Below are 16,858 nucleotides of genomic sequence, written 5' to 3' on the forward strand. Positions count from 1 at the left end.
CAACCCTCTCTTGTTAAGGAAACCGACATGGCTGTCCAAGCGTATAAATCGTCCCAGAAGTACGAAACTTTCTCCTACCTGCCGGCCATGACGGCCGAACAGGTGCGCCGTCAAATCGCCTACTCGATCAGCCAGGGCTGGAACCCGGCGGTCGAGCACACCGAAAAGGGCACCGCTGCCACCAGCAACTTCTGGTACATGTGGAAGTTGCCGCTGTTCGGTGAGCAATCGGTGGATGCCGTGCTGGCTGAACTGGATGCCTGCCATCGCGAGTTCCCGACCCACCTGGTGCGCGTCGTGGCTTACGACAACTACTCGCAAAGCCAGGGCATGTCCTTCGTCGTTTATCGCTGAGCCACAGACGGCAGCAAGCCGCCACCCGCCACCCGCCACCCGCGCAAGAGGTAAAAAAATGACCACAGCCGATGCACCTGTCGACCACCTCACCCTGTCAGGACGGGCGCTGGCCCTGATGCGGCGCCAGGCGCTGGCCATGCGCGGCAAGACGGGTGTGGTCAAGGCGGCGCATGTGCGCGCGTCGGCTGCGCTGCCAGCGCGCGCGCTCACTCCCAGTGCGCTTCGATCGGAAGCAGCCTGCGCTGTGGTGGCGGCGGCATCGACGCCATCTGTTGTGCTGCTGCGGCCAACGGAAAATGCGGCGCGGCTGCGCCGTCAGGCCTTGAGCCAGTCGGGCAAGTCGGCCTTGCCGCTGCCATCCACGGCGGCGCGTTCGCTGCCCGGGCGTCCACAGCCGGTGTCGCTGCCGCTGCCGGTGAGTTCCTGCGACTGTGCGGGCCGTGGCAGCGCAGTCTGTGGCCAGACGCAGGTCGAGCAGGCAGCGTCGGCGTCGGCGTCGCCAGCCCCTGCGCAAGCTGCTGCGCCCGCGCCGCAGACCCGAACCATCCGGGCGCTGGCACGCGCGCGCCGCGCTGCCATGTCCAGCGACGGCAAGATCGGTCAACGGCGTGTGGCGCAGGCCACCAAGTTGGTGGCGGTGCTGCCGCAGCAAGACTGGCAATTGGCAATCGACAAAGGTGCCACCGGGCGTCAGGTGGCGATGCAGCGGCGTCTGGTGCGCGCCGTGGCGGGTGCCAGCCAAACGACTTCTGAATCAACCCGACCCAGCGGGCGCGTGCGCAGCAAACAGCCAGCCGCTGCCGTGCCGCCCAAAGTGGGGCAGGGCACGACGCTGTCGGGGCAAACCGTCAGTGGCAGCCTGGTCGACGCCAGCAGCAAGGTCACGGGCAACGAAAGCGGGCTTTGCCGCAACGTCACCGGCACCGAATACCTGGGGGCAGAGCCGTTCGAGACGATCTGCGGCACGCGGCCCGAAGCGGGTCCGGCCAAGGTCGGCGTCAGCAGCACCTGGCGTGAGCAAAAAATCACCGGCACCGAAGTCGGCCGCAGTGCTGCAGTCACCGGTGACGAAGTCGGTGCCTGTCGCGGCATCACCGGCACCGAATACCTGGCGCGCGAGCATTTCGAGGCGGTCTGCGCGAGCGTACCCGAGCCCGCGCCGCGCAAAGTCAGCGTGATGTCGTCGCACGGCGGCCAGCGCGTCTCGGGCAGCGAGCTTGGTCTTTCCAGCAAAGTCACGGGTGACGAGGCCGGCGCCACACGACTACTCACCGGCAGTCAGTACATGCATATCGATGGCGCGCGCGGCGTCAGCGTCGGCAAGGTCGCCGTGTTGCAAACCGGCGCCGGCAGCACCGTTACCGGCACGGAGATGGGCCGCAGCCCAAAGCTCACCGGTGACGATCGCGGCGCCTGCCGTTCCGTCACCGGTACCGAATACATAAGCACCCAGCAACTGCAAGCGGTGTGCGAATCCAGCACGCCAGTGGCGCCGATCGCCAAGGTCGGTCAAGACCAGACCTGGCGCGGCCAGAGCATCACCGGCAGCCACGTCGGCCGTGCCGACAAAGTAACCGGCGACGAATACGGCGCCTGCGCCCCGATCAGCGGCACGCCCTATATCGGCCGGGGCCAGTACCAGGCTTTTTGTTTGCCAACCGAACAGGCCGGGCAGCAGGCGCGGCTGCGCACCGAGGCGATGATTCCAGCCGCTGCCGTCACCGGCGATCGTCCCGGTGCGGGCGGCTCGGCGATGACCGGCGACGCACGCGGCGCCTGCGGCTCGGTCAGTGGAACCCCTTATGTCGGACGCGACAACGCGCCAACACAGTGCCCGCCCAGCAGCAGCCGCTACGTCACGCGAGCACGCCCACCGCAGCCCAGGGTGCAGATGCCGACGCCGCAAGATTTCAGCATTCAATCGCCGGCGCGTCAGGCGCGCGAGCGCGGCGCCGTGACCGGTTCTGTCTTTAGCAACCAGCGCATCACCGGCCCGGTCAACAAAGCCGGCGGCCTGATCACCGGCACACCCGAGTTTCGCCACAGCGAAGCGATGCCTGCTGCGAGCGCCGCGCCGATCGAGCTGCCGGTGGCGGCTGCCAGACGCCTCACCGGTGAAGGCAGCCAGGCCGGCTCGCGCGTCAGCGGCGATGCCTGGCAGTCTTCGGGGCGCGTCACCGGCACCGAAGGCGCGTCTTCCTTGCGGCGCAATCCTTCGCAAAAGGGCCAGGCGCGCGGTCCCGCCATGGGCATGAACGCCCAGCAGTTTCGTGACGTCGAGCGCAGCGAACAGCCGCAAAGCCGCATCACCGGCTCATCGGGCAACACCGCCAAGGGCGCGGCTGTGACCTTGTCGGGCGGCGCGCGCGGCTAAGGGGACTGTGGTGAATACGTACAAACGCCTTGCCGCCCTGCGCCGTGGTGCTGTCCTGCGCCCGTCGGCAGGCCTGGACAACCCGGCCTGCGTCATGGGCTCCGAGCAGGCGTGCGAGCACACGCTGGTCGATCGAGACCTCAACCAGCGCCTGTTCACCTATGAGATGCAGGTGCGCGGTCGCTTTGCCCCGATCATCGAGCTGCTCAAGGACTTGTCGGCGATGCAACACGAAGCCGATTTCATCGCCCGCGCGCAGCAATTGGCACAGCAGCGCCTGGGCTACAGCCTGCCGGAGCCGTTGCTCGGCGTGGCCTGGGTCAATGGTCTGGATTTGCGTGCGCTGCATTCGCATTGCATTTTTCGCAGCTTCAAAGCGTGCATAGAGCACGCCGAGGCTGATCAGGCGCCCTGGATCGAGCGCATGGCTATCGATCAGGCTTTTTTGCACGCCTGCGCTTATCACACGGTCGACGTCAGTCCCTGCTCGGACGGCCGCTTGCAGGGCCTGCTGCCCTTTGTCTTGCGCATGGCTTCGCACGATTCGATTGGCGTCAAAGCGTATGCGGGCGCGCTGTTCGATATCGAACTCGACCTGGCCGACTGGACCCGGCGCGAACTCGAGCGACTCAGCGGCGCCTTGCCGGGAGCGCAAGACGGTGACTACCTGAAAATCGCGGTCTATCACTACAGCACGTCCGACCCCTGCTTGCAAGGCTGCGCGGCGCACGGCAGCAGCGACGAGCAGGCTATGCAGGCTGCGGCCACGCGCTTGCAGGGTTTGCGTGCCGCCGTTGACAACACCTTTGGCCAGGGGGCGGCACCGCAGACGCTGTTGATCGGCGTGGACACCGACACCGACGCGATTTTGGTCCATCTGCCTGATGAGCATTCAGCGCACAGCGCGCTGCGCAGCGTCGACAATGTGCAGGTGTTTCGCGAGACGCTGGGCCTGCCGGCGCCGCAGGCGCGCCAGGCGATTGCGCGCGCGGTCGAGGCGGCAGCCGGCGGCCACAGCCTGCGCCCGGGCATGCGCCATCTGGTCGAACGCCTGCTGGAGGCCAATCTGTCGCAGATCGAATACGTGATTCGACACCACGCCGGGCGCTACACCATCATTGGCCACAACGAGCGCCTGATCTGTGCCGGCGAAGCCGTGAGCGAAGTGCAGTTGCGCAACAAGTTTTATTTTGCCCATCTTGACACCGTCGAAGAAGGTGCGGCCGACATGGACGTCGGGATCAAGATTTTCAACGCGCTCAACGTCAGCCGCGGCCTGCCGGTGCCGGTGCTGGTGCATTTCAATTATCGCGCCCGGGTGCCGGGCGCACGCGAGCGTGCCTTGCAGCGCTGCTGGCGCGTCAAAGCCGCGATCGAGTCGCGTTACGCCGCCTTGCATGCGCAGGGTTTGCTGCACTGCCAGATGGCATTGAGTGACCAAGACGGCAGCGAACGCTGCACCCTGATCGACGCGTCGCAAGATGTGTCGGCGCATTGATGCCCGCCACGCGCAAGGTGTTTGTATGAAGATCATGAGAGTCGAGAAAACGCTGGTGTCGACCAACCGCATCGATGCCTTTGGGCACCGGCCGCTGCTGGTGGTGCAGGAAAAAGCCGGCGCTGCGCGCAGCGTGGCGGTCGATCCGATTGGCTGCGTGCCGGGCGACTGGGTGCTGTGCGTGGGTTCTTCGGCCGCGCGCGACGCTGCCGGCAGCAGGGACTTTCCGTCCGATCTGACCATCGTCGGCATCATCGACCACTGGCAGGCGGAGCAGAGCTGATGGACATCATGCGCGTCAAGGGCGAGCTGGTGTGTACGCGCCGACTGCCGGGCCTGGGATCGGTGTCGCTGCGGGTGCTGCAGAGTCAGTCGGGTGCGCTGTCGGTGGCCACCGATCCGGTCGGCGCACCGATAGGCAAGTGGGTGTTCACCACATCTGGCAGCGCCGCGCGGCTGGCTATGAATACGTCCGATGTTTTTACTGACTTGACGATCTGCGGACTCATCGATCAATGGGATCAATGAGCTGCTGCAGGATTTTGGCGGGCGTGCGAAGGCCCTGAAACTTCGAGGCGGATGAGGTTTTGTGTTGTTTTTCTTTTTTTCATGAAGGAGTCCTGAAATGGCTGAGAACAGAGGTATTGCCCTGGGCATGATTGAAACGCGCGGTCTGGTGCCCGCCATCGAGGCGGCTGACGCCATGACCAAAGCGGCCGAGGTGCGGCTGGTCGGTCGTCAGTTCGTCGGCGGCGGCTACGTCACCGTGCTGGTGCGCGGCGAGACCGGCGCCGTCAACGCAGCGGTGCGCGCCGGTGCCGATGCCTGCGAGCGCGTCGGTGACGGCCTGGTGGCCGCGCACATCATCGCCCGCGTGCACAGCGAGGTCGAAGGCATTTTGCCGAGCGACCCGCAGACTGAGGGCGGTGGCCGCGACGCCGAAATCACCATGACCCGCTCCTGAACCCCGAACGCTGCGCCCATGAACGCCGATCCGCGCACCCTGGGCTGGCTCGGTCGCGCCCTCACGCACGAACTCGGCGCTGTGCAGCAGTATCTGGCGCAGGCGGTGTTGGCCGACCTGTGGGGCGAGCAGGCGCTGGCGCAGCAACTGCGACGTGAAGCAGACGAAGAACTGCAGCACGCGCAGCGGCTGATGGAGCGCCTGCTGCTGTTGGGCGTGGCACCGGCTGCGGGCCCTTTGGCGCCGGCGCGGCTGGGCCGACAGGTCGATGAACTGCTGCGCGCCAACCGGCAACTGGAGCTGGAAGCGGTGCGGCTGTACCAGGAGGCCTTGATGCACGCGCGCCGTGTGCGCGATGTCGATGGCGAGGCTTTGATGCAGGCGCTGCTGCAAGATGAAATAGCGCATCTGGCCGCCGTCGAGACGCTGCTTGTCAATGTTAACGGAGCACATCAGTCATGACCGAACTTCCCGCCGGCTGGGAGTCGCGCGGCCAGCAAGCCATCTTGTTTCGCCGCTTCGGCTTTGAGCGCTACAGCCAGACGCGCGACTTCGTCGACGCGCTGTCGGCCTTGGCGGCAGCGGGTGCAGCGCATCCGCAAAACATCAACTTTGGCGCCACCTACGTCAACGTTACCTTGGATCCGAGTGCCACGGGCGCGCTCGATGCCGAGTTGGCCGAGCGCATCAACGCCTTGTACCACCGGCCTGCCGGAGCCTGACATGGCCACCCAGGTCACGGCAGTCATCAACCAAAAGGGCGGCGCGGGCAAGACCACGCTGGCGCTGAACCTGGCTGCCGGCCTGGTGCGGCGCGCCCCTGCGGTGTTCCCAGGTGCTGGCGCCGCCCGCGATATCGAAGTTCTCATCAACGAGGTCATCGCCGCATGAGCAACCTGAAAGACAAACTCGTGGCCAGCCTGCGCCAGGCCAAGGCCGGCCCGTCCGGCGCGACCCAAGAACCGGCGCCGCTCGTTCGCGCCCCCCAGGCGCGCGTCAAACCCCGGCCTGCGGTTGCGATCAGTCCGAGCGACGATTCCAGCGCCGGCGTGCAAGTGCAGCCGCTGCCCGTGCCGCCGCCACGCAAGCCGTCGAGCGGTTTTGCATTTCCTGATCGGGTCTGGCCCGACTGAAGCCCAGTTCAACCGATTTCACCAGGTGCGCACGATGTCCAATCATTTTTCGACCCGCAGCTACACACCGCGTCAGCCCCTTGCAGCGAGTGCCGACCAGCAGCTCGTGACCCAAGCTCCGCTGCCCTCGCAAACCCTGCTGCGCAGCGCAGCCAACGGCAGCGGCGACGCGCTGGCAGCACAGCGCGTACACAGCCAGCCTTATTACCGCGCCGTGGCCGACGAGGTCGATCTGTACGAGGCCGCTTACTCGGTGCGCATGCCCATGATGCTCAAGGGTCCGACCGGCTGCGGCAAGACCCGCTTCGTCGAGTACATGGCCTGGAAGTTGGGTAAACCGCTCGTCACCGTGGCCTGCAACGAAGACATGACCGCCTCCGACCTGGTGGGGCGCTTCTTGCTGGATGCCAACGGCACGCGCTGGCAGGACGGGCCGCTGGCGCTGGCGGCGCGCTTTGGCGCCATCTGCTACCTGGACGAAGTGGTCGAGGCGCGGCAGGACACCACGGTGGTGATCCACCCCCTGACCGATGCGCGCCGCGTGCTGCCGCTGGAGAAAAAAGGCGAGCTGCTGCAAGCGCACCCCGACTTCCAGATCGTGATCTCCTACAACCCGGGTTACCAGTCGCTGATGAAGGACCTGAAGCAGTCCACCAAGCAGCGTTTCGGCGCGCTGGACTTCAGCTACCCCGAGCACGAGGTCGAGGCCGAAATCGTGGCGCACGAGTCCGGCGTCGGTCTGGATGTGGCCAAGAAGCTGGTGCACATCGGCGAGCGTGCGCGCAACCTCAAGGGCCACGGTCTGGACGAAGGGCTGTCCACCCGCATGCTGATCTACGCCGGTTCGCTGATCGCGCGCGGCGTGCCGACGCTGGCGGCCTGCCGGGTGGCACTGGTGCGCCCGATCACCGACGACGCCGACATGCGCGACGCGCTCGATGCGGCCGTGACCACCTACTTCTGAAGCCGCGCCTTCACTGCCATCCACCCGTCCCATGGCGATCCACCTCGACGACCACCCGGAGCTGCTGGCCGATCTGCCACACGGCGCGCAGGACGTGCTGCGCGCGGCCTGGAGCGAAGCGGCGCGGGTGTTTTCCTCGCGCGGGCTGGACAACTACCTCAAGGGCGCGCTGGCGCTGCACCACCTGGGGCGTGGCGAAGAACTGGTGGTCAGCTTCATCCAGACGATGCCCGAGGTGGCGCGCGCCATCGGCGAAGACGTGCTGCCCGACATCGTCAACTTCCTGCTCGGCATGGCGTCCAAGACTTCTGGAGCGGTGCTCGCGCTGATCGTGGGCACCGCGCCGCTGGCGGCCACCCGCCTGGGCGATGAGGAACTCTTTCGCCACTACCTGAACGTGCTGTCCATCGTGCTGGCACAGGTGCCACGCGGCCTGCGTCCGATGCTGGAGAACCTCGAGCGTCTCCTGTCCCAGCTCACGCTGGGCGGTTTGCGCCGCTGGGTGATGTGGGGGGCGCAGGCTTACAAGTCGGATTTTGAGGGGCAGGCAAAGTACTTTGCCCTGCACAGCAGCGACGCGCTGTCGGTGCTGCAGCAAGAGCGCAAGGGCACCTTGTTTGTGGATGTGCAGCGCCGCCTGAACATTTACCTGCGTGCCATGTGGGGTCGCGACTTTTTCCTGCGCCCCACCGCCGGCGACTACGAAAACCGCGTCGGGCTCAAACCCTACATCGAGCGCTTCTGTGTTCACATTGCCGACGCCTACGACGACTACCGCGCCCAGGGCGATGCCACGTCCGAGCAGGACGTGGTGGCCGGTCCCGAGGTCTACCGCGCCGTGGTCAACCACTGCGCGGCGCACCTGGTGTTCACGCAGGCGCCGCTGTCGCTGCAGACGCTCAACAGCACGCAAAAGGCGATCATCGAGGTGCTGGAAGACGCCCGGGTGGAGGCGCTGGCCTGCCGGCAGTTTCCGAACATGCGCGCGGCCTGGCTGGTGTTTCACCCACTGCCCGGTTTGGGTGAACCCCAGACCGTGGGTGATTTGCTGAACCGTCTTGCGCGTGCCTTGCTTGATCCGGACTCGACCGATTCCCACCCCTGGGTGCAAGAAGGGGTGACGCTGTTCCGGGCCGAGACCGATCTGTCTGGCAACCAGACCAGTTGGAACATCGGCGTGGCGCTGGCGCACAGCCTGGGCCAGCTGGACTTGCCGGAATTCAACCCGCGCAGCGACGGCCTGCGGGCGCTCTACCGGGATGACAACCGCACCGTCTGGGCCTCCGAGGCCTACGACGAAGCCGCGGCGCTGGAGGCCACCTGGGCGCCCAAGCAGGTGCGCAAAAAGGTCAACCTGATGGAGATGGTCAACGAGACCAACAACGAATTCGCCGGCGACGACGCACAGGAAATCTGGGTGTTGCCGACCGAGTTCTATCTCGATCAGGAGGGCGTTTCCATCAACTCGCTGGAGGGGCGCGAACCCGTGGCCGACCCGGTGCACTACCACGAGTGGGACTACCAGATTCAACTGGAGCGCCCGAGCTGGGTGACGGTGCTCGAACGCCGTGCGCCGCTGGGCGAGCTGGCGATGATAGAGAAGATCGTGGACGACAACAGGCCGGTGATCTCGCGCCTGAAGTTTCTCATCGAGTCCATGATTCCGCAGGGCATGCAACGCATCCGCCGCGTCGAAGACGGCGACGAACTCGACATCAATGCGGCGGTGCGCGCGATGATAGACATTCGCATGGGCCTGCAGCCCGACACCCGCATCATGATGCGCCACAAGCGCAGCCAGCGCGACCTGGCGGTGCTGCTGCTGCTGGACATGTCCGAGTCGTGCAACGACAAAGTGCGCGGGCAAGACAGCAGCATCATGGACTTGTCGCGCGCCGCCACGGTGCTGCTGTCGGACGCGCTGGAGCGCATTGGCGACCCCTTTTCGCTGCACGGTTTTTGCTCCGACGGGCGGCACGATGTGCACTACCACCGCTTCAAGGACTTTGACCAACCGTTCAACGATCTGGTGAAGGCGCGGCTGGCAGGCATGAAGGGTGCCTACTCCACCCGCATGGGTGCAGCGCTGCGCCACGCCGGGGCGGCACTCAAGTTGCAGCCCAAGCGCAAGAAGGTGCTGTTCATCATCACCGACGGCGAGCCCGCCGACAACGATGTGCGCGACCCGCAGTACCTGCGCTTTGACACCCAGCGCGCGGTTCAAGAGCTGGCGCGTGACGGCATCACCGTCTATGCGCTGAGCCTGGACCCGCACGCCGACCAGTATGTGGCGCGCATTTTTGGCGCCAAGAACTTCACCGTGATCGACCACGTCGAGCGCCTGCCCGAGAAGCTGCCGCTGCTCTACCTGGGCCTGACCCGCTGAAGCGAGCCATGGACATCAGCCTGCGCACCTTTGTTTTCATCGACTCGCTGCAGCCGCAGCTGGCGTCGTACCTGGCCACCTCGTCCCAGGGCTTCTTGCCCATACCGGGCGACGCCTGCCTGTGGATCGAGGTCGCTCCTGGCATGGCGGTGCACCGGCTGTCGGACATCGCGCTCAAGAAGACCAATGTGCGCATGGGCGAGCAGGTGGTCGAGCGGTCTTTTGGTTCAATGGAAATCCACTACCGCAACCAGAGCGAGGTGCAGGAGGCCGGGCGCATCATGCTGGAGCAGCTCGGCGCGCAGGTGAGCGACCGCATGGCCTGCCGCATCGCCTGGAGCGAAGTGATCTGCGCCGTCACCCCCGACCACGCCACGCTGATCAACCGCCAGACGCGCAAGGGCTCGATGCTGCTGCCGGGCAAGAGCATGTTCATTCTGGAAACGGAACCGGCCGGCTACATCGTCTACGCTGCCAACGAGGCCGAGAAGGCCGCCCACGTGACCCTGGTCGACGTCAAGGCGTTTGGCAGCTTTGGCCGCCTGACCATGATGGGTACCGAGGCCGAGGCCGAGGCGGCTGCGCAGGCAGCGCACCGCGCCATTGACCAGCTCAACCGCCAGGCGCGACACGACTGAGGCGGGATCGCCATGCATTTCCCTTTCCACAACCCGAAGGCATAGAAATGTCTGCTGGCATGTTTGCAACGCTGCTTGACCCGGCGATTCTGTTTTTCATCTTGGGCTTGTTCATCGCGACGGTGCGCTCGAATCTGGAAATACCGGCCCAGATTTCCAAGTTTCTCTCCTTGTACCTGCTCATGGCCATCGGCCTCAAGGGCGGCATGGCTTTGAGTGTGAGCGGTATCCAGCCGCACATACTGCTTGGTCTCGGGATTGCCTTGTTGATGGCGTTTCTGGTGCCTGCTTACACCTACCCGCTGCTGCGCCTGCGGACCGACGGTTACAACGCAGCGGCCATTGCCGCCACCTATGGGTCGGTGAGCGCCGTGACCTTCATTGCCGCCGGTCAATTCCTGAACAACCAGGGCGTGGAATATGGCGGCTACATGGCGGTGGCTCTGGTGCTCATGGAGTCGCCCGCCATCATCATGGCGGTGGCGCTGGCCGCCCATGCGCGTGGCCAGGCGAATTTGCACAGTGGCGCCGTCCCGGCTGCCGGTGACGCCAAGGTGTCGATGAAAAGCGTGCTGCACGAGGCCTTCACCGATGGCGGCCATCTCTTGCTGCTGGGCAGTCTGGTGGTGGGGGCTGTGGTGGGGGTCAAGGGCTACGAGCTCATGAAGCCCTTCACGGGCGACATTTTCAAAGGCTTGCTGGCCTTCTTCCTGCTGGAGATGGGCCTGCTGGTGGCGCGCCGGGTGCGTGAAATGAAGGGCATCGATCCCTTCTTCATCGGCTTTGCATTCGTCGTTCCCATGCTCAATGCCGCCATCACCATTGCCTTGGCGCACTGGGCCGGTTTGTCCGATGGAAACTCCCTGATGCTTGCGGTGCTGGCTGCCAGCGCGTCTTACATCGTTGTGCCGGCGGTGGTGCGGGCGGCGATTCCGGAGGCCAATCCGGGCCTTTATTTCAGCATGGCGCTGGCCATGACGTTTCCGTTCAACGTGATCATAGGCATTCCCCTGTATTACCAACTGATCGCGTACCTGTAGCCGCAGGACCCGCCGCAACGAGACGCGCGACACCACACAAGCCCCACCCCATTGACGCACAGGAGATCAGATCATGCGAGCCCTGGAACAGAAAAAACTGCTCACCCTCATCACGGCACACGCCTTCAAGAACATCGTCACCGAGATACTGAAGGCGCGCGAGGTGGGGGGCTACACCGTGGTGGATGCCACCGGCGTGGGGGCCTTCGGCGTCCAGTCGGGCGCGCTCGACAGCGACTCCAACGTGCTCATTTACGTCATTCTCTCGGAAGCCCGTCTGAACCTGCTGCTGGAGGATCTGGATGCGCTGATGACCCGGTCTTACCGGATCAAGGTGATCGTGACAGACATCTCGATCCTGCCCCGCAAGAAGTCGCCCGGGGGCACGTCGGGCTAGGCGGTCGCTGCCCAGCGCGCTGGTTCAGGAAAATGCCCATGGACATCAACTCCACCACCAAGAAGCTGCTCTTCAACACGATCCGTGTCGACACCGTGCTGGAGGACGGCAGCGAAGGTTCGGGCACGGCGTTCGTGGTCAGCCACGCCCATGCGCGGGGCCATCACAGCTTCATCGTCACCAACCGGCATCTGGTGGACGGCGTGCGCAGCGGCGGGCTGGTGTTCACCCAGAAGCGCGACGGACAGCCGTGGCTGGGCCAGCGCTTCCAGCTCAACATCGACGATTTCCCCCAAGCCTGGTTCGGCCACCCCGACCCGGCGGTGGACCTGGCCATCATCCCGATGCGTCCGCTGGAGCAGGCCGCCAACAACCAAGGCGTCGAGCTCTACTACCAGGCCATCGACAGCCGGCTGGTGCCCGACGAAGCCGCCACCCGTGCGCTGGACGCGCTGGAAGAGGTGTTGTTCGTGGGCTACCCCAGCGGGGTCTGGGACCAGGTCAATCTGATACCCATCCTGCGCCGCGGCACCACCGCCACCCCGATGGCGCTAGACTTCGAGGGCCGGGCCGAGTTCCTGATCGACGCTGCCGTCTACCCCGGCTCCAGCGGCAGCCCGGTGTTTGTTTACCTGAGCGACGCACAACGCCCGGGCCAGAGCGCAGGCAAGAAGTTCCTGTTTGTTGGTGTGGTCGCAGCGGTGTTTTTCCGTGAAGAGGCCAACCACCTGGTGGCCGCTCCCGTGCCGGCCCATAAGCACGGCCTGGTGATGAGTTCGGAGATGATTGACCTTGGCCTGGTGATCAAGTCGCAGGCGGTGGTCGATCTCATCAACGCCTATCTGGGCCGCTGGATCGAATAAAGACGACATGAAAGAAAAAATCAACTACTGCGGTTTCAACCAAGACAGCCACGGCATCACCTTGCTGGGCCGGGTGGTGCTCGACGCCTGGTTGTTTGAACTGCTGCCGCGCAGCGAAGACTGCAGCGGCTGGGACTTGACGCGCATGCAGATGCTGTCCGACCGGGTGCAGGCCAGCTGGGAGCCGCACGCCCACCTGCCGAGCCGGCTGCCTGCGCCCTTGCAGCAGCGCCACCGAGAGCTGTACGCCTGGGCCACCGAGCGGGCGCGCCAGCGCGGCTGGAACCCCGAGCTGGCGGACGACGAGTAAGCCGGGCGTCTGGCCTGGACGGCCCGGCGCCGCAGCACCGATGGGCGGCCTGGGCTGCTAGTGCAGTGTTGTGTGCTTGATGGAACAAATAAAACCGATGGATTTTTGACCCTGATTAGGCGCAAACCACAGCCATAGTTTCACTATGGCGCGGATTTGCAACGACATCAGGGGCGAAAAGACGCGGTTTTATGTTCCAGATAGCGCGCAACACTGCACTAGACCGCCAGCTTGAGCAGCTTGCCGTACTTGTCGGCCAGATGGCCTTCGGCGCGCTCGAGCATGAAGTAGCGAAACGCCTCGGCGGCTGGCGAGAGCAGCTTGGACTGGGTGTGCACCACGTTCCAGGCGCGCACGATAGGCGTGCCGCTGACGTCCAGCGTCGCAATCAACTGGTGCTCCAACTCCAGCCCCATGGTGTGCAGCGACAGAAAACTGATGCCCAGACCGGCCATGACGGCCTGTTTAATGGTCTCGTTGCTCGCCGCCTCCATTATCACGCGCGGTTCCAGGTGCGATTTCTGCAAAAAATTCTCCATCGCTGCGCGCGTGCCCGAACCGCGCTCGCGCACAATGAAACCGTACGGGCGCAGATCGTCGACCCTGGGGCTTCCCAGTTTGAGCAGCGGGTGTTCGGTCGATGCCACAAACATATGCGGGTGCGCCGCAAACGGCTCGGCGCGCGTGGCCAGCTCGGTCGGCGGTCGGCCCATGACGGCGATGTCAACCTCGTTGCCTTGCAGCATCTGTATCAGTTGCTCGCGGTTGCCTACTGCCAGCCGCAGTTCGATGCCGGCGTGTTCGCTTTGAAACTGCGCCAGCAGCCGGGGTAGAAAATACTTGGCGGTGCTGACCATGCCTATGGTCAGCGTGCCCACTTCCAGCCGCTGCAGGCGTGCCGCCGCGTCTTCGGCGTCTTTCAGCGTGGCCAGCAGCTTGCGCGCGTAGACCAGCATGTACTCGCCCACCGTGGTCAAGGCCACCTGGCGGCCGTTGCGCTCGAACAGCGGCAGCCCCACATGGCCTTCGAGTTCTTTGACCTGCATCGTCACCGCCGGTGGCGTCAGGTGCAGTGCCTCGGCGGCGCGGGCAAAGCTCAGGTGTCGGGCGACCTCAGTAAAAACCCTGAGCTGGCGGAATGTGGTGTTCTTCATTCAGTAAAAGCTGAATCGAGAGTAAAAAAAACTTAAATTTACCTTATTATGTCTGGCTTCTATAGTTCATAAAATGCCCCGTTACCGCAGGCAATCAAAAAGGTTGGAGACATGCTGGAGGCCTTGATTTTTGACGTCGATGGCACGCTGGCCGACACGGAAAGCGTGCACCTGGCGGCATTCAACCACGCCTTTGCGCAAGAGGGGCTGGACTGGCGTTGGGACGTCGAGCAGTACACCGACTTATTGAAAATCTCTGGTGGCAAGGAGCGCATACTGCACTACTGGCGTCTGCTCAGTCCTGGCCTGACCGAGGTCGACGCCGGGGCGCTGGGCGCCAGCATCGATCGTCTGCACCAAGTCAAGACCGCCTGGTACGAGAACGCGGTCAACAACGGCGCGGTGATCATGCGCCCTGGTGTGCTGGCACTCATGAATGAGGCGCACAGCCAAGGTCTGCAGCTGGCGATTGCCACCACCACTTCGCCGGTCAACATCGCTGCACTGCTGCGCCGCGCCATCGGGCCAGACTGGCGCAGCTATTTTCTGGCCATTGGCGACGCTTCTTCAGCACCGCTCAAAAAACCCCACCCGCAGGTCTATCTGCAGGTGCTCGCCAGCATGGGATTCGGCGCTGCCGATTGCATGGCGTTTGAGGACTCGCGCAATGGTCTGCGCGCCGCTATGGCGGCCGGGCTGGCTACCGTCATTACGCCCAACAGCTTCACCGCTCAGGACGATTTCGGCGGCGCGCTGCGCGTCGTGCCAGACCTCGGTCAGGTCAATCTGGCGCGCCTGAAGGAGTGGCACGCGAACAAAAAATTCAGCGTCAAACGCTGACTGTCTGGCCTGTCGCGTCATTTTCTTTATGTTCCATACCTACCCGTTCTTCCCATGACAAGCATCCGCCTTGCGCCTTCCATTCTTTCGGCCGACTTTGCGCGACTGGGCGCCGAGGTGCGCGCCATTGAGACCGCTGGTGCCGACTTGGTGCACTTTGACGTGATGGACAACCATTACGTGCCCAATCTGACCATCGGGCCGCTGGTGTGCGAGGCGATCCGGCCGCATGTCAAGATTCCGATTGACGTACACCTGATGGTTGAACCGGTGGACGCGCTGATTCCGCTGTTTGCCAAGGCCGGCGCCAACATCATCACCTTTCACCCCGAAGCCAGTCGCCACGTTGACCGCACGCTGCAACTGATTCGAGACCACGGCTGCAAGGCTGGTCTGGTGCTCAATCCGGCCACGCCGCTGCAATGGCTCGATCACGTCTGGGGCAAACTCGACATCGTGCTGCTGATGAGCGTGAACCCGGGTTTTGGCGGGCAGAAATTCATCCCTGCGACGCTGGACAAGCTGCGCGCGCTGCGCCAACTGATCGATGCGCACCAAGCCAGCGGCGGCCAGCCGATCTGGCTCGAGGTCGACGGCGGCGTCAAGGTCGACAACATCGCCGACATTGTGCGTGCCGGTGCCGACACCCTGGTGGCGGGCAGTGCCGTGTTCGGTGCGCCCGACAACGACGGCGGCTACAAAACCGTGATGAAACAGTTGCGCAGCAATGCGCGCAACGTCTGAGTCCCGATGTCCTGCCAGTTCTCTTGTTGCGAGAAGCCACCATGCTGCTATCCCATCACTCCACCCTGACCCAGTTTCTGATCGAAGAGCGGCGCCGCCACCCAACGGCCAGCGGTGATCTCAATGCGCTGATTCTTGACGTCGCGCTGGCGTGCAAGGCGATTGCACGCACTGTGGCCCTAGGCGAGATCGGCGGCGTGCTGGGCAACCAAGGCGACGGCGCTGCCGCCAGCGTCAACGTGCAGGGAGAAACGCAGAAAAAACTCGACGTGGTCAGCAACGAGGTGTTCTTGCAGCGCACCGAATGGTCGGGCCTGCTGGCCGGCATGGCGTCCGAGGAAATGGAGCTGCCGTACCAGATTCCAAGCCAGTACCCGCGCGGCAAGTATCTGCTGGTGTTCGACCCGCTGGACGGGTCGAGCAACATCGACGTCAACGTCTCGGTCGGCAGCATTTTCTCTATCCTGCGCGCGCCAGCGGACGTGGTCGAGAGCGGGCGTGACGTCACCGAGGCCGATTTTTTCCAGCCCGGCGCCCAGCAATGCGTGGCCGGCTACGCGCTCTACGGCCCGACCACCATGTTCGTTCTGACCGTTGGCAACGGCGTCAACGGCTTCACGCTCGACCCCAACCTGGGCGAATTCATGCTGACGCACCCGCGCATCCAGGTGCCGCCCGACACGCAGGAGTTTGCCATCAACGCCTCCAACGCCCGCTTCTGGGAAGCACCCGTCAAACGCTATGTGGACGAATGCCTGGCCGGCAAAACCGGCGCGCGCGGCAAGGATTTCAACATGCGCTGGATCGCCTCGATGGTGGCCGAGGCGCACCGCATTCTGATGCGCGGAGGCGTCTTTCTGTACCCGCGCGACAACAAAGACCCAAGCAAGCCCGGGCGCCTGCGGCTGCTGTACGAAGCCAACCCGGTCGGCCTGCTCATGGAGCAAGCCGGTGGCCGTGCCAGCACCGGGCGCGAGCCGATGATGGACGTGATACCCACTTCGCTGCACCAGCGCATCGGTCTGGTGTTCGGCAGCAAGAACGAGGTCGAGCGCATCGAGCGCTACCACCGCGAACCTGCGGCCTGCAAGGACGACGCGAACCCGCTGTTCGTCGAGCGCAGTCTTTTCAGAGATTGATCAGGCTACTTGTTTTTCCGCTCGAACGGAGTCCATCGATTCCCGGCATCCCAGGAG

21 protein-coding genes are annotated in these 16,858 nt (G+C 64.4%); 20 read left to right on the forward strand and 1 reads right to left on the reverse strand.

The window, feature by feature from the left end; translation table 11 throughout:
* Positions 1–27 precede the first annotated feature (27 nt).
* The 17 genes from EST26_RS00385 to EST26_RS00465 all read left to right on the forward strand — a co-directional run bounded on the left by EST26_RS00385 (position 28) and on the right by EST26_RS00465 (position 12,924).
* Positions 28–354: a ribulose bisphosphate carboxylase small subunit gene (locus tag EST26_RS00385; protein ID WP_291064454.1), complete on the forward strand. Its 327-nt coding sequence runs from the start codon at positions 28–30 to the stop codon at positions 352–354.
* Positions 355–412: 58 nt separating this feature from the next.
* Positions 413–2,731 (forward strand): CsoS2 family carboxysome shell protein, encoded by a 2,319-nt coding sequence (locus EST26_RS00390; RefSeq protein ID WP_291064455.1) that lies wholly within the window; start codon positions 413–415, stop codon positions 2,729–2,731.
* Between the two features lie 10 nt (positions 2,732–2,741).
* Complete coding sequence (locus EST26_RS00395; RefSeq protein WP_291064456.1) at positions 2,742–4,229, forward strand: carboxysome shell carbonic anhydrase; 1,488 nt, start codon at positions 2,742–2,744, stop codon at positions 4,227–4,229.
* A gap of 25 nt (positions 4,230–4,254) precedes the next feature.
* Complete coding sequence (locus tag EST26_RS00400) at positions 4,255–4,512, forward strand: carboxysome peptide A (RefSeq protein ID WP_291064457.1); 258 nt, start codon at positions 4,255–4,257, stop codon at positions 4,510–4,512.
* The gene (locus EST26_RS00405; RefSeq protein WP_291064458.1) at positions 4,512–4,757 is read left to right on the forward strand and encodes a carboxysome peptide B; all 246 of its coding nucleotides are present in this window, start codon (positions 4,512–4,514) and stop codon (positions 4,755–4,757) included. Before EST26_RS00400 ends, EST26_RS00405 begins: the two co-directional genes overlap by 1 nt.
* Positions 4,758–4,854: 97 nt before the next feature.
* A complete protein-coding gene (locus tag EST26_RS00410) occupies positions 4,855–5,193 on the forward strand; it encodes a BMC domain-containing protein (protein WP_291064459.1) in 339 nt (112 codons plus the stop codon).
* 18 nt (positions 5,194–5,211) lie between these two features.
* Positions 5,212–5,655 carry a ferritin-like domain-containing protein gene (locus tag EST26_RS00415; protein WP_291064460.1) on the forward strand — a complete coding sequence of 148 codons (444 nt, stop codon included), beginning with the start codon at positions 5,212–5,214 and terminating at the stop codon, positions 5,653–5,655.
* Positions 5,652–5,915: a 4a-hydroxytetrahydrobiopterin dehydratase gene (locus EST26_RS00420; RefSeq protein ID WP_291064461.1), complete on the forward strand. Its 264-nt coding sequence runs from the start codon at positions 5,652–5,654 to the stop codon at positions 5,913–5,915. Before EST26_RS00415 ends, EST26_RS00420 begins: the two co-directional genes overlap by 4 nt.
* 1 nt (position 5,916) lies before the next feature.
* Positions 5,917–6,084, forward strand: a complete 168-nt coding sequence (locus EST26_RS00425; RefSeq protein WP_291064462.1) for an AAA family ATPase — start codon at positions 5,917–5,919, stop codon at positions 6,082–6,084.
* Positions 6,081–6,326 (forward strand): hypothetical protein, encoded by a 246-nt coding sequence (locus EST26_RS00430; protein ID WP_291064463.1) that lies wholly within the window; start codon positions 6,081–6,083, stop codon positions 6,324–6,326. Before EST26_RS00425 ends, EST26_RS00430 begins: the two co-directional genes overlap by 4 nt.
* Positions 6,327–6,360: 34 nt before the next feature.
* Positions 6,361–7,290 carry a CbbQ/NirQ/NorQ/GpvN family protein gene (locus tag EST26_RS00435; protein ID WP_291064464.1) on the forward strand — a complete coding sequence of 310 codons (930 nt, stop codon included), beginning with the start codon at positions 6,361–6,363 and terminating at the stop codon, positions 7,288–7,290.
* A 31-nt stretch (positions 7,291–7,321) separates the two neighbouring features.
* A complete protein-coding gene (locus EST26_RS00440; RefSeq protein WP_291064465.1) occupies positions 7,322–9,676 on the forward strand; it encodes a nitric oxide reductase activation protein NorD in 2,355 nt (784 codons plus the stop codon).
* An 8-nt stretch (positions 9,677–9,684) separates the two neighbouring features.
* The gene (locus EST26_RS00445; RefSeq protein ID WP_291064466.1) at positions 9,685–10,314 is read left to right on the forward strand and encodes a BMC domain-containing protein; all 630 of its coding nucleotides are present in this window, start codon (positions 9,685–9,687) and stop codon (positions 10,312–10,314) included.
* 47 nt (positions 10,315–10,361) lie between these two features.
* The gene (locus EST26_RS00450) at positions 10,362–11,354 is read left to right on the forward strand and encodes a sodium-dependent bicarbonate transport family permease (RefSeq protein WP_291064467.1); all 993 of its coding nucleotides are present in this window, start codon (positions 10,362–10,364) and stop codon (positions 11,352–11,354) included.
* Positions 11,355–11,427: 73 nt separating this feature from the next.
* Positions 11,428–11,751 (forward strand): hypothetical protein, encoded by a 324-nt coding sequence (locus EST26_RS00455; RefSeq protein ID WP_291064468.1) that lies wholly within the window; start codon positions 11,428–11,430, stop codon positions 11,749–11,751.
* 38 nt (positions 11,752–11,789) lie between these two features.
* Positions 11,790–12,614 (forward strand): serine protease, encoded by an 825-nt coding sequence (locus EST26_RS00460; protein ID WP_291064469.1) that lies wholly within the window; start codon positions 11,790–11,792, stop codon positions 12,612–12,614.
* Positions 12,615–12,621: 7 nt separating this feature from the next.
* Entirely contained in the window at positions 12,622–12,924 is a 303-nt protein-coding gene (locus tag EST26_RS00465) for a hypothetical protein (RefSeq protein ID WP_291064470.1), read from the forward strand.
* 218 nt (positions 12,925–13,142) lie between these two features.
* Here the strand turns inward: EST26_RS00465 and EST26_RS00470 are convergent, their stop codons facing one another.
* A complete protein-coding gene (locus EST26_RS00470) occupies positions 13,143–14,078 on the reverse strand; it encodes a LysR family transcriptional regulator (protein ID WP_291064471.1) in 936 nt (311 codons plus the stop codon).
* 111 nt (positions 14,079–14,189) lie between these two features.
* Here EST26_RS00470 and EST26_RS00475 point away from each other — a divergent pair, with 111 nt between their 5' ends.
* The 3 genes from EST26_RS00475 to EST26_RS00485 are packed head-to-tail and all read left to right on the forward strand — an operon-like array spanning position 14,190 to position 16,801.
* Entirely contained in the window at positions 14,190–14,918 is a 729-nt protein-coding gene (locus EST26_RS00475) for an HAD-IA family hydrolase (RefSeq protein ID WP_291064472.1), read from the forward strand.
* A gap of 54 nt (positions 14,919–14,972) precedes the next feature.
* Positions 14,973–15,662: a ribulose-phosphate 3-epimerase gene (gene rpe / locus EST26_RS00480; protein ID WP_291064473.1), complete on the forward strand. Its 690-nt coding sequence runs from the start codon at positions 14,973–14,975 to the stop codon at positions 15,660–15,662.
* Between the two features lie 41 nt (positions 15,663–15,703).
* Positions 15,704–16,801 carry a class 1 fructose-bisphosphatase gene (locus EST26_RS00485; protein WP_291064474.1) on the forward strand — a complete coding sequence of 366 codons (1,098 nt, stop codon included), beginning with the start codon at positions 15,704–15,706 and terminating at the stop codon, positions 16,799–16,801.
* The last annotated feature ends 57 nt before the right edge of the window (positions 16,802–16,858 follow it).

The organism is Hydrogenophaga sp., assembly GCF_014773545.1.
Classification (GTDB): domain Bacteria; phylum Pseudomonadota; class Gammaproteobacteria; order Burkholderiales; family Burkholderiaceae_C; genus Hydrogenophaga.